13 protein-coding genes and 1 pseudogene are annotated in these 18888 nt (G+C 35.6%); 3 read left to right on the forward strand and 11 right to left on the reverse strand.

The window, feature by feature from the left end:
- From K5Q14_RS09825 to K5Q14_RS09835, 3 genes are all read left to right on the forward strand, one after another.
- On the forward strand, positions 1-2844 hold a 2844-nt coding region (locus K5Q14_RS09825), incomplete at its 5' end, for a hypothetical protein (RefSeq protein WP_246587639.1).
- Between the two features lie 2148 nt (positions 2845-4992).
- Entirely contained in the window at positions 4993-5160 is a 168-nt protein-coding gene (locus tag K5Q14_RS09830) for a hypothetical protein (RefSeq protein ID WP_246587640.1), read from the forward strand.
- 609 nt (positions 5161-5769) lie between these two features.
- Positions 5770-5919 carry a hypothetical protein gene (locus K5Q14_RS09835; RefSeq protein WP_246587641.1) on the forward strand — a complete coding sequence of 50 codons (150 nt, stop codon included), beginning with the start codon at positions 5770-5772 and terminating at the stop codon, positions 5917-5919.
- A gap of 272 nt (positions 5920-6191) precedes the next feature.
- Here K5Q14_RS09835 and K5Q14_RS09930 read toward each other — a convergent pair.
- The 11 genes and pseudogenes from K5Q14_RS09930 to K5Q14_RS09045 all read right to left on the reverse strand — a co-directional run.
- Positions 6192-6287, reverse strand: a pseudogene (locus K5Q14_RS09930) (KxYKxGKxW signal peptide domain-containing protein); the annotation flags it as partial.
- A gap of 127 nt (positions 6288-6414) precedes the next feature.
- Positions 6415-7362, reverse strand: a complete 948-nt coding sequence (locus tag K5Q14_RS09000; RefSeq protein ID WP_220735420.1) for a helix-turn-helix domain-containing protein — start codon at positions 7360-7362, stop codon at positions 6415-6417.
- 18 nt (positions 7363-7380) lie between these two features.
- Positions 7381-7590 (reverse strand): hypothetical protein, encoded by a 210-nt coding sequence (locus K5Q14_RS09005; protein WP_220735421.1) that lies wholly within the window; start codon positions 7588-7590, stop codon positions 7381-7383.
- Complete coding sequence (locus K5Q14_RS09010) at positions 7587-8609, reverse strand: glycosyltransferase (protein WP_220735422.1); 1023 nt, start codon at positions 8607-8609, stop codon at positions 7587-7589. The genes K5Q14_RS09005 and K5Q14_RS09010 overlap by 4 nt, the downstream gene beginning before the upstream one ends.
- Positions 8610-8646: 37 nt before the next feature.
- Positions 8647-9984, reverse strand: coding sequence for an accessory Sec system glycosylation chaperone GtfB (gene gtfB, locus K5Q14_RS09015; RefSeq protein ID WP_220735423.1), 1338 nt, complete (start codon positions 9982-9984; stop codon positions 8647-8649).
- Positions 9977-11470 carry an accessory Sec system glycosyltransferase GtfA gene (gene gtfA, locus K5Q14_RS09020; protein WP_220735424.1) on the reverse strand — a complete coding sequence of 498 codons (1494 nt, stop codon included), beginning with the start codon at positions 11468-11470 and terminating at the stop codon, positions 9977-9979. The genes gtfB and gtfA overlap by 8 nt, the downstream gene beginning before the upstream one ends.
- 28 nt (positions 11471-11498) lie before the next feature.
- The gene (gene secA2, locus K5Q14_RS09025) at positions 11499-13868 is read right to left on the reverse strand and encodes an accessory Sec system translocase SecA2 (protein ID WP_220735425.1); all 2370 of its coding nucleotides are present in this window, start codon (positions 13866-13868) and stop codon (positions 11499-11501) included.
- A 39-nt stretch (positions 13869-13907) separates the two neighbouring features.
- Positions 13908-14801, reverse strand: coding sequence for an accessory Sec system protein Asp3 (asp3, locus tag K5Q14_RS09030; protein WP_220735426.1), 894 nt, complete (start codon positions 14799-14801; stop codon positions 13908-13910).
- Positions 14798-16375 carry an accessory Sec system protein Asp2 gene (gene asp2, locus K5Q14_RS09035; protein WP_220735427.1) on the reverse strand — a complete coding sequence of 526 codons (1578 nt, stop codon included), beginning with the start codon at positions 16373-16375 and terminating at the stop codon, positions 14798-14800. The genes asp3 and asp2 overlap by 4 nt, the downstream gene beginning before the upstream one ends.
- Complete coding sequence (gene asp1, locus K5Q14_RS09040) at positions 16362-17957, reverse strand: accessory Sec system protein Asp1 (RefSeq protein WP_220735428.1); 1596 nt, start codon at positions 17955-17957, stop codon at positions 16362-16364. The genes asp2 and asp1 overlap by 14 nt, the downstream gene beginning before the upstream one ends.
- Positions 17954-18805, reverse strand: coding sequence for a hypothetical protein (locus tag K5Q14_RS09045; RefSeq protein WP_281419686.1), 852 nt, complete (start codon positions 18803-18805; stop codon positions 17954-17956). The genes asp1 and K5Q14_RS09045 overlap by 4 nt, the downstream gene beginning before the upstream one ends.
- Positions 18806-18888 lie beyond the last annotated feature (83 nt).

Genomic DNA, 18888 nt, shown 5'->3' on the forward strand with positions numbered 1-18888 from the left:
GTACTTGCACTATCACTTACACTTGTACTTGTTGAAGCACTACCTGAATCACTAGCACTCGTTGATGTGCTGTATGATCCTGATGTGCTTGCACTATCTGAATCACTGGCACTTGTTGATGTGCTGTATGATCCGGATGTGCTTGCACTATCTGAATTACTTGTGCTTGTTGATGTACTTGCACTATCACTTACACTTGTACTTGTTGAGGCACTACCTGAATCACTGGCACTCGTTGATGTGCTGTATGATCCGGATGTGCTTGCACTATCTGAGTTACTTGTGCTTGTTGAGGCACTTGCACTATCACTTACACTTGTACTTGTTGAGGCACTACCTGAATCACTGGCACTTGTTGATGTGCTGTATGATCCTGATGTGCTTGCACTACCTGAATCACTGACACTCGTTGATGTGCTATATGATCCTGATATGCTTGCACTATCTGAATTGCTTGTGCTTGTTGAGGCACTTGCACTATCACTTACACTTGTACTTGTTGAGGCACTACCTGAATCACTGGCACTCGTTGATGTGCTGTATGATCCGGATGTGCTTGCACTATCTGAGTTACTTGTGCTTGTTGAGGTACTTGCACTATCACTTACACTTGTACTTGTTGAAGCACTACCTGAATCACTAGCACTCGTTGATGTGCTGTATGATCCTGATGTGCTTGCACTATCTGAGTTGCTTGTGCTTGTTGATGTACTTGCACTATCACTCACACTTGTACTTGTTGAAGCACTACCTGAATCACTAGCACTTGTTGATGTGCTGTATGATCCTGATGTGCTTGCACTACCTGAATCACTGGCACTCGTTGATGTGCTGTATGATCCTGATGTGCTTGCACTACCTGAATTGCTTGTGCTTGTTGATGTACTTGCACTATCACTCACACTTGTACTTGTTGAGGCACTATCTGAGTTGCTTGTACTTGTTGAGGCACTTGCACTATCACTTACACTTGTACTTGTTGAGGCACTACCTGAATCACTAGCGCTTGTTGATGTGCTGTATGATCCTGATGTGCTTGCACTATCTGAATTGCTTGTACTTGTTGAGGCGCTGTTTGCCGAATCACTGGCACTCGTTGATGTGCTATATGATCCTGATGTGCTTGCACTATCTGAATTGCTTGTGCTTGTTGATGTGCTTGCACTATCACTTACACTTGTACTTGTTGAGGCACTACCTGAATCACTAGCACTCGTTGATGTGCTGTATGATCCTGATGTGCTTGCACTATCTGAATTACTTGTGCTTGTTGATGTACTTGCACTATCACTCACACTTGTACTTGTTGAGGCACTATCTGAATCACTGGCACTTGTTGATGTACTGTACGATCCTGATGTGCTTGCACTATCTGAATCACTGGCACTCGTTGATGTGCTGTATGATCCTGATGTGCTTGCACTATCTGAATTGCTTGTGCTTGTTGATGTGCTTGCACTATCACTCACACTTGTACTTGTTGAGGCACTACCTGAATCACTGGCACTCGTTGATGTGCTGTACGATCCTGATGTGCTTGCACTATCTGAATTGCTTGTGCTTGTTGATGTACTTGCACTATCTGAATTGCTCGTACTTGTTGAAGCACTACCTGAATCACTAGCACTTGTTGATGTGCTGTATGATCCTGATGTGCTTGCACTACCTGAATCACTGGCACTTGTTGATGTGCTATATGATCCTGATGTGCTTGCACTATCTGAATCACTGGCACTTGTTGATGTGCTGTATGATCCTGATGTGCTTGCACTATCTGAATTGCTTGTACTTGTTGATGTACTTGCACTATCACTCACACTTGTACTTGTTGAGGCACTGTCTGAATCACTTGTGCTCGTTGAGGCACTCGTACTTGTCGAGGCACTGTCTGAATCACTTGTGCTTGTTGAGACACTCGTACTTGTCGAAGCACTGTCTGAATCACTTGTGCTTGTTGAGACACTCGTACTTGTCGAAGCACTGTCTGAATTGCTTGTGCTTGTTGAAGCACTGTCTGAATTGCTTGTGCTTGTTGAGGCACTCGTACTTGTCGAAGCACTGTCTGAATCACTTGTGCTCGTTGAGGTACTCGTACTTGTCGAAGCACTGTCTGAATCACTTGTGCTTGTTGAGGCACTGTCTGAATCACTTGTGCTCGTTGAGGCACTCGTACTTGCCGAAGTGCTGTCTGAATTGCTTGTGCTTGTTGAAACACTCGTACTTGTCGAAACACTGTCTGAATTGCTTGTGCTTGTTGAAGCACTCGTACTTGTCGAAGCACTGTTTGAATTGCTTGTGCTTGTTGAGGCACTCGTACTTGTCGAAGCACTGTCTGAATCACTTGTGCTTGTTGAGACACTCGTACTTGTCGAAGCACTGTCTGAATCACTTGTGCTCGTTGAGGTACTGTCTGAATTTGCACTACCTGAATCACTCGTACTTGCCGAAGTGCTGTCTGAATTGCTTGTGCTTGTTGAAACACTCGTACTTGTCGAAACACTGTCTGAATTGCTTGTGCTTGTTGAAGCACTCGTACTTGTCGAAGCACTGTCTGAATTGCTTGTGCTTGTTGAGGCACTCGTACTTATCGAAGCACTGTCTGAATCACTTGTGCTTGTTGAGGCACTTGTACTTGTTGAAGCACTCGTACTTGTTGAGGCACTGTTTGAATCACTGGCACTCGTTGATGTGCTGTATGATCCTGATGTGCTTGCACTACCTGAATCACTGGCACTCGTTGAAGCACTCGTACTTGTTGAGGCACTGGCACTTGTTGAAGCACTATCTGAATCACTTGTACTTGTTGAAGCACTTGTCGATTCTGAGGCAGGATCTGGTGCATAATTAACTGTATAAAGTTGCGGTTCACTATCTATTGAAGCGTCCCCATTACTGGTTGTATCAAACTTTTTGAACGCATTTAATGCCAATGCTAATGTGCTATACAATTGTCCATTAGGACCAGTAACTGTATATATAAATCCATTACGCATGAGGCTATCATCTGTAGCACCAAATGCAATTGTGCCATTTGATACGCCATCATCATTGTAATCTGTTCCAGATGCACCAGCTGCTGTTGTTGGCAATTGCGTATAAGCTACGCCTGTTGCTGGATCAACCGTCGGTTGATTGTTTCCAACAATTGCTGCTTGTTGGAAATCAGCTGTCATCGTGATTGTAAGATATTGTGGCGCACTATCTGTGTTTGCACTACCATTATCTGTTGTATCATAAGTGAATTCTTTACTAACTTCTGAAGATGATAAATGATACCCATCAACCCCCAGCTGGCTAGCTCCAACTTGGTCAAGTAATTGTTGATAAGTATAAACCATACCAGATTTTGCCATAGTAATAACATCAATAGCATGTTGACCATCATCAGTAACAATATGAAGATTTACTTCTTGATATGAAGCCTTAACAAAAAATGTTACCACGCTATTGTTGTCCTGAACAAGAGTTGTTTGTGGTTGTGTTTTATTAGTGTCTAAAGTATAACCTGATGGCAAATTACCTGTACTTCCAGATGTTGTATAGTACTGATTTGTCCAGTCAATTGTGTTGCCATAGTTAGCTGTAGGCAAGTTATGACTGAATTCTTTTCCGGCATTCACACCACTAGAACTTACAACGTTACCAAATTGATCTACATATCGATAAGTAGCTGTTTCATTGACACCATAAACATAGATCTTATAGGTATACGTGTTGCCTTGCATGGGTACAATAGCATAGGTTGCTTGACCATAGCTATCACCATTATCATTGACACTAGTAGAATCACCACCAGATTGTGCATCAGCAGCTGCACCGGTATAGACTTGATCAGCTAACGCCCATTTGTAGTTAGCTGGCATGTTAGTTGTTGCCCAGTCAGTTGTAGCCAAGCTAATGGTTTGACCAATATTATACTTTGACTTATTTGATACATCAAATGGTACAGTTTTAACGACATGCCCTGCTGCATCAACATATTGAATATTAATGACCCCATTCGCAATTGCTGCAGTGGTTAATTCACGCGTCGTAGTACCAATAATAGTCGATGGGGCTGAATTTCCTGATACATCAGTTAATGTTGTGACACCATTTTTATAATTTAAGTTAACAAACACAGCATTATTATCACCAGCTGGTTTCGTAATACTTGTATTAGGATTATTCCAAGTTCTAATACTTGAATTATTCATTGTAATCGTGCCGGCGCCTGTAAAGATACCAACAGTATTGTTAATAGAAGCGCCAGTTGCATTTTCTGTGTTCAAATATAATTGCTTTGGTGAAATGAACTTAATGGACGAGTTAGCGGAGTTAACTTGGAAAATACCACCATTTGTTTGTTGGTGAATATTAAATACCGTACCAGCATTGAAAATCGCTTGTTGCGTACCCTGAAGCCTGATCACACCTGGTTGCGTAGTTGCAGGTGCATTTAATGTGAAGTTCTGGCCAAATGTAAATGTAGCGTCATTTGTCGAGGATTGTTGTCCGTTAATGAAATATTGGAAGCCAGTTTGCGTCCAAGTAACATTGTCTCCAGCAGAAATTTTATCAATATTAAAATAAACCGCTGGAAAGTTTGCTGATATACCATTATAAGTCTTGGCTGTATTTGAAGAACCATCACCCATCGTCAATGCGTTACCAAAACCGACACTACCAGTAGGCGCCTGTGTTTCAAAATAGAACTCAGAGAAGTTTATATCGTTAGATGTACGGTTCAACGTGACACTTGCATTGTTAGCAAAATTAACGCTACCGACACTTCGAGTAACTTCATTAGATAGATTGAATACGTTTGTACCAGAGAAAATAATTTTTGATCCAACACCATACATCACGTGAATTGGATTGTTTCCCGTAGCCGCACTTGCAGTTAAAGTCACATTGTTAACATTCGCTGTCAATTGAACTGCAGACCCACCGCCATCAATCAGTGTATTACCGTTACCATCATTACCTCCAAATCCTTGTTGGAAAGTTGCATTGGTAATCGTAATATTAGTTGGATTAGTTGTTGTTGCGTACTCAAAAGTATTATTTCTTAAATCAATTGTATGGTTGTTACCATTGATAATGACACTGGCACCATTTGCTCGATTACCTAATGAACCAGTTGTTGGTGCAGTAAAGTCAGCTGTAATGTCAATATAAGTTGCACTGTTGTCTACCCAAGCCGTTTGAAGTTGTGCAAAGTTCGTTACAGTTCTCAAAGTGCCATTGGTTACGGCTTGCTGACGATAAGTTGCATCATTAACAATTTGATCTGGTGTCAAAACTGTGACTGAAGTTGGTGATGTACTAGTAGTGTCATTTGTCGAAACTGATTGACTAAACGCAGGACGATTACTATCAGGATTAGTTTGCACATCTAAGGTTGGTTTTTCGACAGCGTCCCTAGTCTGAACTTTACCTAACGTCGTAATGTTAGCAACCAAACCATTGTTATCAGCAAAAGTCTTAATTGCTGTTGAAGCTTTTGGCGTCAATAAAGCCGTATCTGAAAGGGCAACATTCAATTCATTAGACGCTTTGTCAATTGTTGCCTGACTGTCTGTTGGTAGTTGATCTTTTAAATTATCTAGCTGTGTACTTGCTTCAGAAGTTGTTGTTTGATTACTATCAACTGGAGTTAATGATGATGCCAGAGTTGCGGCTGTTGCAGTTGTGCTACCGACCACTGGTTGAACACCAGCTGTACTATTCAAAGCACGAGTTGCAACTGTGCTATTCACCTGAGTGTTTACGGCTGAAGTACCCTTGTTGTCATTAGCAACCGCTGTGCTAGATTCGTTGTTCTTAGCGGCATTAGATGTGCGCGTTGATGTTGAATCTTGTAGTGATGTAGAATTACTTTCTGACAGTGACGTACTTTTACTAGTAGAATCAGAAGTACTAAGAGATTCAGAATGACTTGTTGACAACGATTGACTATTACTGTCTGTTGTTGCAACTTTCTGACTACTTGTAACTGTTGTAGTAGAAGTGCTTTCTGTCGCTGCTGTCGTTGTACTTGCGGTACTTGATGTTCCGGCAGTTGTGGTACTGTCTGCTGGAATTGTAGCCGTTGTTTTAGTAACTAACGTATCAGTTGTATTCTCTTTTGTCGTGCCATTAGTATCAGTTGTTGTGTCTGCTGATGCTGATGCATCACCTACAATTTGTGAGCCTAACAGCCCACCAACTAAGGTTAACCCAGATACTAACCATTGCTTACCTGATTTATACATTTTAAATCTTGTTGTTGCTTCTGGTCGTCTTAATAACTTACGTAGTTTCATAAATATTCCTCTCAATTAATGTTTAGTTGTATAGATATTTTATCTATCTATGCTTAACTATACCTAACATTATTGCCAAAAAAAAAATCGTCCCGCAATTGGGACAATTTTTTCGAATTTAATTACATTAAAGATAACCATAATCATCAATCAAATCACATATTTTTTGCTTATATTTTGAGTTATCAAAATCATTTGCTTTAGTTAAAATATCGTCGATTTCACTATTAGGTAAATTTTTGTCTTGCCAATGATTTAGCATGCTGTCATTCAATTGACATATCAATTTTATTTCCCAATCATTTATCCATGGTTCCAGTTCATGTATTTTTTTTAAAATGTCCAATGTAAATAGATTATGCTTAATATTAACAGCAATACAAAGCAAATCATATAAAAATCCCACCTTTTGATTAGCCGTCAATACCGTGGATTTATCACAAATCGTCTCACTTAATTCTCCAAAAAAAGGCATCATTTTTTGAGGATTCATGTAAACCATGGATACTAACATGATAATATCAATTGTTGTCCACATATCCCTCAAAATTAAAGTATCCATCACTTTCGACAAGGCAACTTCAAACGTCTGAAAATCATCGTTATCCACATATATGAGACAAAGAGAGGCAAAATCAACCAATAACAAATATGGATCATTTTTCAATGTTGTTTTATTATGTTTCAATAAAGATTCACCTATTATGTGACACTTATCAGATGAACCAATTAATGAATAATAAGCTAACATAGCTGTTATTTGAATCAATTCATCATTAGGTTGACTAAACAAGGCCCACATTTCTATATTGGTTAACCCTAGTAATTTCTGGACACCCATTAATAAATCTAATGGTAAATCGACTTCATAATTTAACCAACGATAATAACGCGATCGACTTAGTCCAATTTTGTTAGCAATACCGTTAGCAGAGATACCACGAGATTGTCTAATCTGCTCAATTTTATCGTGATCCAGCGTCACACTAACTAAACTTGTGTTCACATTTAAATCTAACAACTCAATATTTGGATAAATACTTGTTATTCCTAGATATAATTGTCGTTTTTTCAAAATGCTACCCTACTTTCTTCAATGTAATTGTGATATCAAAGAATAAATAATGCCAAACAGAACAACAGCTCCCATGAGTATGGTAAAAACCATTTGCATTTTCCCAAAACCTTTCTTAGTATTAGGTCGAAGGATATGTTCCTTTTCAGAGTTAATTCTCAATTCAATGTCATCATTTAAAATACTGACAGGCTTTTTTTTATCAACATCAAGATTTTTAATTGTCATAGTGCTTCCTCATCTCGGTACCCCATTATTATTTCAAATTCCGCATTTATGATTGCACGCTTGGTAAAATAACCAGCAGTTACTAGTTGCCTAAAGTGATCAACTTGCATGATCATTTCTGCCAGTTCACCATCCCCCAACTTTTCTATCATATCTGCTACCTCATTTAATGACTCAACAACTAATCCTAATTTATATTTGCTAACAACCGAAGCAATCGCAGTGCCTTTTTTAACAATAACTGGCAAACCACTAGCTAAATAGAGACTAACTTTATGAGGGTTATTGTACTTTGCATATTCCTCGCTGTTTTCATAACTATTACTATTTGTGTCCCAGGCCAAACCAAAACCACTGGGTAAGCTGGTCACTATTTCATCAGGTGATAGCACCCCTTGGTAAGATACTTGATCACTTACTACAAATTCAGGTTTTAATCCATATGCTAGAATTTTTATATTATGCGACCAATTTTTTAAATACACTGATTTATTGAGTGATCCAGCCACGACAATTTCTTTATTGATGTGATCTCGCGCTATTATTTTTTCATTAACATGATAATCAAACAGCGTTAAATTAATTGTTGCAACACGTAAGCCATTTGCCTTCAAAATATCTGCCATGTGTTGATTATGTACAATCACCACATTAAATTGATTCAAATATTTAATTTCATCAAAAGTTGTAGTTGAAGGGAAACGCAAAAATTCAATATCATGCACTATTGCGATTATGTCTACTCCCCTAGATTGCATATGTTCGACAAAAAAATTTTCAAACCGCTTACCATTGTAAGTTGGAAATTGGTAATATACAGTATCACCCGGTTCAACACCAGCTGTAATACCGTCAATACGTGAGTGAATTGCTTCTGAACTTTCAAAAGCGGAATCATATCTAAAAATAGATAACCTTCTTAAGCCTACTTGTTCAGCAAACAAGGAAATATCCTTCCTAGCTTTAAATGTGGCATCAGGATCTATGCGTTGAAAAATATCTGTCATCCATCTTGTCATTAATTTCCACATCCTTCTTTAGTCACACATCGTGTTGTTAAAATTTATCAAGAGCCTTAACATAATATGCTTTACTGCCCATAGGGCCATATATACCTTCTTGTACTTTTATGGCCTCATCATACTTCAGTGGCTTATTTTGTGTCGTTTGAATTTTTTCAACCATTAAATCATATTGATCATTGGCAAATACGTGCTTTGGACTCATATAATTTGCACGGTGCAAAACACTGTCAACCGATAAAATTAACGTATGCGCCAAAAAGGCTTCTTTTACAATATCCAACACTTCTGGTCCGCTATTAATATCTAACAAATAATCAGCTCGTTTTACCGCGTCTAAAATATTTTGCGGTTCTGCTACAGGAAATAGCGAAACATTACTATATTTTGAACTAGCTGATAATTTTTCTGACATTTCTGTTAATGCCATGATTTTAAAATTCAACTGCGGCATAGCTTGAACTAATTTTTCTAATTGCCAAATATCATCTGAACTGGTTACAATTAAAGCTGTTTTTTTATTTTTTTGTGATTTCATTTCTGTTGTAAAATTGTACGTTTTACCCAAATACGATACAATATCTGCTCTTGAAAAATGATATTCATGCTGTATCTTACGCATATCAGCCTGTCGCTGAAAGAAAATACGTTTAGTATTTGACTCATGATTACTCAATATTTCAGCCATATTTCCAGGAACACCCTGTGCCAATGATTCATCCCAAATCAATGCCGCTTTCACATCACTTTTTAATGCCCCAACTACGAATAATGGTATTGATAATGAATTATATAGCACACGACTATACTCATTAACAGTAAAATTTTGTTTGATAAAGAATACAACAAATTCTGTTACATTAGTGAAAAAATAATTTTTTCCCTTCAAAGATAGCATAATTTGGTTCGTCACGAAATTATGATTAATTATTTCATGATTATCTGGTGAAAAATATGACTTTTGTGCTGGTTGTCCACGGTGGTAATACGTTCTCGCATACAATTTACCGTATCGATTGTAATGGTCAATAAATTCTATTTTATCTAGTTTATTCCACCACTCCACACGTTCTACTTCCCGGTGTTCATGGTAAAAAATCTTTGATCGTACAGAATCGTTATCATAAACTTCAGCAAGTTCATTGTTACCACGAATACCCCAAAACGCTTGTACAGGTACCTCATTAAAAAACAAAGCATGACCAGTCTTATCATCATATGCTGATGAATAAAAACTAAACGGAGATATCATATTATCAGCTAACCAACCATTGTCAAAAATAATAACAGATTGATGTTGTATGCCAGCATCCGAAAGCGACCACATTAAATCGATAGCACTTTCATCCATATGCTCAAATAAATTAATCATGCGTAACCTCTTTCACTAATTCGTCCCACAACTTTTGAATATTTTTTGCTAAAAAATATTCAGCTTTCTGATATGACTTACTTTTAAAACTATCTTGTTGGTCAGAATTTATTAAATTTTTAATGCCTTTAGTTAAAGACACAATACTCTTCTCAGAATCTGTACTAAATGGAACTAAAAATCCGTTCGATTCATCGTCAATAAACGTTTGATTTCCGTAAGGGACATCGAAACCAACAATTGATAGTCCAGATCCAACAGCTTCCATCAGTGTCAAACCAAACCCTTCACTTTGAGATGCTGAAACGTAACCATAATAACTTTTGTATATTTCTTGCAAATCCTTATGTCCCTTCAGTTTAATAAAATCATCAGCTTTGTTAGCTGTAATTATTTCTTGTAACTTGGACATTACACCACCAGTACCAAAAATATCAAGTTTAATTGATGGTATTTGTTGGCGTACTTTTATAACCGCTTGTATAATCCAATCAACGTGTTTCTCATCAGCCAGTCTAGATGCTGTCATTAAATGATTTTCAGTGCGTTTGTGACGTTTACCTCGTAACTTATCCAAACTGCCTACTGGAATCGTATAGATTTTAGGATTAATGCCTTTATAGTAATTAAATTGCTGCGATAATACTTCTTTTTGTTTCTGAGTCGCAGTAACAAAAAAGTCTACCACATTAGCATTAGTAAACTGATATTCATAAAAATTATTCCACACGATATGCTGTTTATCAGTTTGGTTACTACTAAAGTGTTCCGCATGTATAACCACACCGACTTTAGCAGCTTTTTTATTATTAAAAATAGCAGGTGCAATATGTTTCTCGCGATCTATAATCAAAATATCTTTATGCGTCAAAGGCAATTGTTTCACAAAATAATCCACAAATTCAAATTCTGAATATAAAATTAGTTCACCTATTCGATAAGTGACACGCTCATCTTCAAGTAATTGTTCATAAGCTATTTGACCATTTTCATTATAAAATGCACGTCTATAAACCTCAGCCCTATTATTTACTGGAACATAATATTCTGAAAAAGTCTTAGTATAAGTGTAATGATCTTTACGAACCAGGTATCCATTTATAACATAGTCAACAAAATCAACATTTCCATGAATATGATCAAAATTAGCACGAATGAGTGTGTTACCATCTTCATATGTCACCCGATCTGGCAGTAATTTTTTTGTCGTCAAGTCAAAATCATTTTCTTCTTCAAGTTGTTTAATCGTATAAACCGTTTTAGAAGGCTTAAGATCTGTAAAATAATAATGAATTGGCATAATATTATTAATTGACATACCAATTTGATCAGCCATATCGAAAATATTACCGTTTAAAATTAACTCAGTAAAAACAAACTTATTGTCAACCATCATTTTTTTGAAAACATTTTCTCGATAAGCTTGTGCGTATTCCACACCACTACTAGCCCAGCCTATAGCCAAATTAAAGTTATAAATTGTCATTACTTTTCCTCCTCAAATATGCAATCTTTTATGCAAATTCTACTTCAAGGCTGCCATCAGGTTGTTTATCTAGCTCACTCAAAACAACGCCTGATACAGCTTGCTGATATATTTTTTCAATCATCAAGTTGAATGATTTTTTTGCTTCAATTTGATATTCGTATACTGGATTATGTTGCGCTAAATTACGATTCGTTACAATTGTTTTAAGTTGCTGTAAATTATCTACTTCTTCAACCCACTGTGTATCAATAGCTTTTAACAAAATCAATCTCTGAAAGTAGCCAAACTGAAATTCGCTCCCAATTTTTTTTCCTTTTTTCAGCATACTTTGTTCAAAAAAATCTAGCAAAAATTTTTTAATATTATTTTTGTTACTAAAATCAAGTTTATCCATATGGGATAACTGTTTATCAAACTCGTAGTCCAAGTTATTTAAAATAAAATCATTAAGTTCACGTGAACTAGGATTGTTTGTTTCAACAAACTTATCAAACCAAGATGCTGCCATTTTTATAAAGAGGTCTTTATAATTGTTATTTTTACCCAATAAGTAATCTCGTACTGCATAAACTTTTTCACGTTGAACACGCGAAATTTCATCAAACTCAAGCGTTTGCATTCTCGATGATCGGTTTTGACTCTCAGCACTTTTTTGTGCATTATCAATTAGTTTTTTAAATTTTATTTGATGAAGTTTTGATAAATGTCGATCTTGATTATGACTTATAAATTTTTTTAACCATTGCGGTCCATACTGCAAAAGAATTCGATCGTCTAAAGATACAAAAAATTCACTTCGGCCTTCATTTCCTTGGCGACCAGCACGACCTCGTAATTGGTTATCAATACGCTTGCTCTCCATACGTTCGGTGCCAATAATAACTAATCCGCCAAGCGCATCCACCTCCTGACTGATTTTAATGTCTGTCCCACGACCAGCCATTGCAGTAGCGACAGTAACAGCCCCCTTACTACCCGCTTCTTTAATAATTTGAGCTTCCAACGCCACATTTCTTGCGTTCAAAACATTGTGCGCGATACCCTCACGTAGTAAAATTCTTGAATATAACTCAGACATTGTTACTGATCCACTACTGAGTAATACAGGTCGCCCTTTACTATGGTAAAATTTTAGTTTTGCTACTGAATCAGTAATTTTACTCTCCAAATCAAAATAAATCTGATCATGTGTATCTATGCGTTGAATCTTTCGATGCGTTGGTACAACAACAACATCAAGATTATATGTTTCACGTAACTCTTCTTCATCTGTTTTTCCAGTTCCTGTCATACCAGATAATTTACTAAACATTCTAAAAAGATTTTGATAGGTTATCGAAGCCATTGCTCGACTTTCAAGTGTTATTTCAACGTCCTCTTTAGCCTCGATAGATTGATGAATTCCTGCTTGTAATTTAGTCCCTGTTAGCTTACGCCCATTGATGGCATCCAGTAAAACAATTTCACCATTTTCAACAACATAATCTCGATCTTTATAATATAAAAAATGCGATTTCAAGGCTAACATCGCATATCTGTATACTTCAGCATGTTCTTCTGACATTAAGTTATCAATACCAAAAAACTTTTCACCTCGTGTAATTCCCGTTTGGGTCAACCAAACATTTTTTTGATCCTCATCTAATTCATAATCAGCGTTAATTTTAAGTATTTTTATAAAATAATTAGCAACTTGATACAAATTAGATTGCACACGTGGTGCCCCAGAAATAATTAAAGGTGTCTGTGCCATATCAAGTAAGACAGCATCAATTTCATCAATCACAGCATAACTAAATTCGCGAATATTTTTATCATTTTCATTATCAACTAAATTTTCAAATAGAAAATCAAAACCCAAGGCCGAATTCGTCGTATAAATGATGTCTGACTCATATATTTTCTTTTTATCTAAATCATCATCTGTCTCCCCTTCATCTGGCACACCAATCGCTACTGTCAATCCTAACCATTCAAATACAGGTCCAATTTCTTTAGCATCTCGTGTTGCCAAATAGTCATTAACAGTTATTAACATCACACCTTTACCGGCTAATGCATTTAAATAAAGTGGCATTGTCGCAGTGAGTGTTTTCCCCTCTCCTGTCTTCATTTCAGCAACATTACCATAGTGCAATATAATGCCACCTACAACCTGTTCTGAAAAGGGATATAAACCAAAGACACGTTTATCAGCCTCACGTATTGTTGCATAGGCATCTGGTAATATATCATTCAAGCTTTCGCCATTTACTAGACGTTTTTTTAACTTGAGTGTTTGATCTTTCAACTGATTATCACTCATTTTTTCGTAAGTTTTTGCCTTATTTTCTACCTTTTCTAAAATTTTATAATATTCTCTCAGTGCCTTTTTTTGTACTAATTTTGATAACACTTTTAATCTCCCAAATAATTTAATTTTTAATAACGATGTCTAAACTATTCTAGATTCACGGCGCAAATTGGCTTTTATCACTAAAATTTTTGCTATCGCGCTACTACTTAGCTTTTTTTCTTTATTTATTAGGTCATCAAATTCATCACAAATTTTAACCTTAGAGGATACTTTTAATTCCCCAATTAAAAGTGCCAACAAACTATCAAATAAATAATAACCAACAAAGGTAATATCACTATCATTTGGTTCGATTTGATCTAGTAATTTTTTTAATCGTCCTTTTTTGTCATTATTGACTAACATTTCATTAAGATAACTTAAGTTTAAAGATGGATCACTAATTACTTTGTTTCCCGTATTGGTAGATAACATCAAGCGTTGATCTTCATAATGATGAAACGCAACGTTATTTTTGCCATCATTTTTTCTGGATAAAAATACTCTACTGTCCAAGTCAAAATAGTATTCTGTTAATTCATTTGTTGTTTCAAAAATTAACAAGTGACTAAAATCCAGCCATTCATTTGACGCATTTATTAAACTCACCTGATAACTTGATGCATCCTTTGGAAACTGAAAAGTAATTTCACCTGCAACATCAACCACTATGTCAATCAATTGCCCATAAAGATCAAAAAAATCAACCTGTATAAAAATAGATTTTTCTGGATTTGACACATAATAAGTAATCAAAGCGTAATTATGATTTGCTTTTAAGAGTGGTAGTGTTGGTGAAAAGCGGTCATTAGGATATGTTGTTTCTGAATACCATGTGTGTATCTTAACTGCCTGAGCCATCATTGGATTACTGTATAATACTCCGTCAACACTTAAGCTGATTTTTGCGCCATAATTATATGTCCTACCATTACTAAAATCCCATGGTATGCGTAAAATAAAATCATTTTTAAGACTTACTTGATTAGTCATAAATTATTACCACTTCTTTCGAAATCATACTCTAAAATATTTTGATACTGCCTTAAAAACCATTTATTAATACCATAACTATTATCATTATGTCGACCAACGAATCCTTTTGACAAAATAGTAACATCTGTGTTTTCAAACATGTCTTTAAGATCATAAAAAGCGGTTGGGTCATAATCATCGTTTTTCATAAAAGCAATGTTAAATTTAGTATTCGTAAAATCACCATTACTAAATTTATCCCAAAAGCGTTTATTAAGTCGTTCCTTACTATCCTTAGAATTACCACCAGTGAGATTGTATAAGACGTCTAGTGATGTTGGAAATCCGTTTGGTCTAATGCCATGTTCATTGTAAGCAACATTGCCAATGTTGACTAATGGTTTACCAACAATAACTGCATGTGGATTTAAATCAGAGGCGTAATAAAATGCACCATAGGTTCCCATTGATAAACCAGATAATATTAAGTCTTTATTTGTAAATTGCAGTTGATCAAGCGCATGTTTTATAGTTTGAATAATTCCTGTTTCAAGATCTTGCTCGCCCATATAAAATCCACCACCTTCAATACGTGGATCAGTAATAAGTAAATAGGGTGTTCCCATATTTTTCATCATGAAATTCCCTTCAAAACCTTCAGCTGATCGATATCCTGAAAAATAGACACTTAATGGCGGTTTACGATCACCTGGATGAAAATATGTCATTATTTCTTGCTTATTATTTTGACTAACAATGCGTTTACCACCAATAAAGAAGGTTCCAAATTGACTTCTAGAGCGTCTAATATGTAATTGCCCAACTTTAATTTGGCCTTGTCCTTTGACAAACAACGAACAAAACAAATATTCTCCTGGATTAAAGTTTTCTATAGTATATGGTTGTTTTAATTCTGAGCCCATAATAGCAACGTTTTTGAGAACACTTTGACCATCGCCACTAACGCGAGTCAGTGACAACATAACCTCAACCTGATGATCAGCTTCATATTCCAGCCAAACTTCAATAACTTTATTTTCTTGAAAGACATAGTTGTACCGCCAAGAGTAAATTTGCTTAAAATTATGACCGAAATTATCTTCAAATTCTGTATTTGTATTGCCATTTATGTTCATTTTAGTAGTTTCAGACAACAGACTCACTTTATTCCCAACTGATAATTTTGCGCCCTCTTGTCCACCAAAGAAAAAGTGCAACAAAAAGCTAGCAAACTCATCTGGATCTCCTAATTTAATACCAATTGCTCCACTATTTTGTAATTGTTGCACAATTACTTCATCCTGTACTGATTCTGTGTCGTATAAAATGTCACAATCAACGGCATGATTATTAAATAATTCTTCTAATATTTTTTTACTTTGATTAATGTCAAAATCTAAATGGTTTAACAAAACGTAATCAGGTAAAATATCAGATTTACCAATTCTTTTTTCAAAAACCAGGTTACCATTGTCATTATTTAATATATCCTCAACATTTTTTAATGAGATAAATTGAAATGAAATGTCCTCACGCTTATGATTCAAAAATAAATTAACTGCCCCTATGTTTATAATCTTAATTTTTTTCATACTCACCTTTTACTAATTCAATCCATTTTTGAACCGTTTTTTTACCAGAATATTTTTCTATCTGCGAAACGTTATAAACCAAAGATTCATTCCAATTCATTAACACATCTAAATAATAATGTAATGCCTCTTCTATGTGCGTTATATTTTCGATAACCAGGCCGTTCTTTTTATTAACCACATATGCAGACTGCTTTAAATTTATTTGTGGTATGCCAGCACTTAAAGCCGAGATTTGCAAAAACATATTAAGTTTCTGATTCAAATCCAAAACTAATCGTGTATTTTTCAAATCCAGTGTGATACTGTGTTCAGAATAAATTGTTTTGGCCTCAACACGTTGCATTGCTAAAATCGCATCCGTAGCATTTTCCCACTCGTCAGTATCTTCTAGTTCCCCCATTTCAGAATTAGCCAGTCTGTTTTCACTTTCATCAGTTATTTTTTTCAAAGCAGCTTGGTAAATAAAAGAATTTTCATCAACCTGATAAAACAGACGAATCGCTTTAACTATTTGATTCATAACCGAATTAATTTTATTAGGATCTGTAGACGCAATTAATAATGATCGCCTTTTGTTTTTTAAAAGTTCTTCAGTTAGAATTTCAGCTAATTCATGAGATTGTCCCGTCAACATCGAATCAATATACCAATAAATTTTTTGTAATTTGAAAGATGAACTGTCTCCTAACTTTAATCTAGCATCAAATGGCGGTAACACTCTTATACCATTATCTAGCTGTTTTATTCCCTTTAGTTGACAAAACTGTTCTATTTGCTGTTTTAACAAAGGTGTATCAACCACAACTGCATTTGCATCATCTAAATATACTTTTAGTGTTGCTTCATTTTTAAGATCAAAACGGTTATCAAAAAAAGAGACAATTGTGCGATAGGTCAGGTTGGATAATTGTGTTAAATAACTATTTCCCAAGCTAGCAGATATAATCATTGTGTGTAATCCTTTTGTCTGTACAAAATGATTTTTCAAATTTTCAATTATTAAATCTGATATATTTTGATAAGTTTCTATAACACCTTCATGATGCCAACTGATACGATTATTTATCATATATTGTTGCATAGTCAGATTGTGATTTTCATCAAAGTAGTCGATACGTACTTGCACACCATCTGAACCAAATATCACACTACTAGAGAGAAAACCACGATCATCAAAAATTTCCCTTTTTATCAAAACATTATCTTTAAAATAATCTACAACACTCACAAAACCAAACTCAGAATAATAAATTTTAGCAAACACAGCTTGTGCCAACATCACAATAATGCACATTGGGGTATAAATAAATTCTACGTCTTTAGGAAAATCAAGATCTTCCAACTTTGTTGGCAACCCCTCCACAGACTTAATGGCCTGTAATTGATCAAAAACTGACCAATATTTAATATTTGTGAGGCCTTGCTTATTCAATTGATATCTAATATTTGGTAAATAAACCGGCAAAACGAGTTCAATTTCAACCCCATTTTCTTGAAACATGCGCAACTGATGAACAATGTCATCAAAGTCAGTAGGACCATTGGACAGTGATTGCCAACTCGGTATAAAATAGATCACATGAATTCTCCCTTTTTAATATCTAAATCAGGCAATATATTTGGATAACGTTCTTTTTCTAATAATGCCTTTGCCTGGTCAGTTATAGTCACTATCGTTGAATTTAAAATTAATATACTCCCGAAAACATAAGAAAAAGAATTTAACTGTGGCCATTGTAAACTAAGTATTAATGGCCCTCCTAATAGAAATATCATTATAACGTTGCCAACTGTGGCCATGTCCATTAATCTGTGTGTAATATACTCTCGTGTTTTATCTCCGGGAAACATACCCACAACATAATCACCACTTTTTTGTAAATCCTCGCTAATCTCACTTGGATTGACATTAACAAAAGCAAAGCCATACCCTAGTATGATGAGAATCAGTAAATACGTAAAAATACTACTAAAAGTATTCAGACTTGTTAAATTACTGATATCTAATTTATTAAAAATTGTTGTTACTTTTTGAAGTACAGGTAATAGCAGTTGTGGCACCATCAAAAATGTTAAGCCGAACATATAGGGCATTGCATTAGATGGTAATACCTTAATAGGAATATAAGTCGGTACAGCAAGTTCATTTCTAATCATAATGCGTTGCACTGGTATACGATACTCTGACCCTAGTAAAAACGACATAATTCTAATCAGTAAAATAATTCCTATAATTGCCACTCCAAATGTTATAACAGAATCCACTGTTGGATACTCAATCAAACTTTCTCGAGCAAATGACCAAGCAAGTTCGGGCAGTTTTGCTAATATACCGATTAAAATGAGTAGTCCTGGTCCACCAATACCCTTACGCATGTTGACATCAACTAACCACATAGAAAACATTGATCCAGTTGTAAACACCATGGTTGCTTGGTGTTAGTCTAAAAACATGGACACGGTTTCTACTACGATATAATAGACGTAGGAGAATAACCCATGACGCAAAA

The organism is Leuconostoc inhae, from assembly GCF_019656015.1.
GTDB classification, from domain to species: Bacteria; Bacillota; Bacilli; order Lactobacillales; family Lactobacillaceae; genus Leuconostoc; species Leuconostoc inhae_A.

Coding starts and splice junctions, on each gene's coding strand:
- asp3 (WP_220735426.1), bottom strand. CDS start 14,801: ATGACTAATCAAGTAAGTCTTAAAAATGATTTTATTTTACGCATACCA.
- asp2 (WP_220735427.1), bottom strand. CDS start 16,375: ATGAAAAAAATTAAGATTATAAACATAGGGGCAGTTAATTTATTTTTG.
- K5Q14_RS09005 (WP_220735421.1), bottom strand. CDS start 7,590: ATGACAATTAAAAATCTTGATGTTGATAAAAAAAAGCCTGTCAGTATT.
- gtfA (WP_220735424.1), bottom strand. CDS start 11,470: ATGACAATTTATAACTTTAATTTGGCTATAGGCTGGGCTAGTAGTGGT.
- gtfB (WP_220735423.1), bottom strand. CDS start 9,984: ATGATTAATTTATTTGAGCATATGGATGAAAGTGCTATCGATTTAATG.
- K5Q14_RS09045 (WP_281419686.1), bottom strand. CDS start 18,805: ATGGTGTTTACAACTGGATCAATGTTTTCTATGTGGTTAGTTGATGTC.
- K5Q14_RS09010 (WP_220735422.1), bottom strand. CDS start 8,609: ATGACAAGATGGATGACAGATATTTTTCAACGCATAGATCCTGATGCC.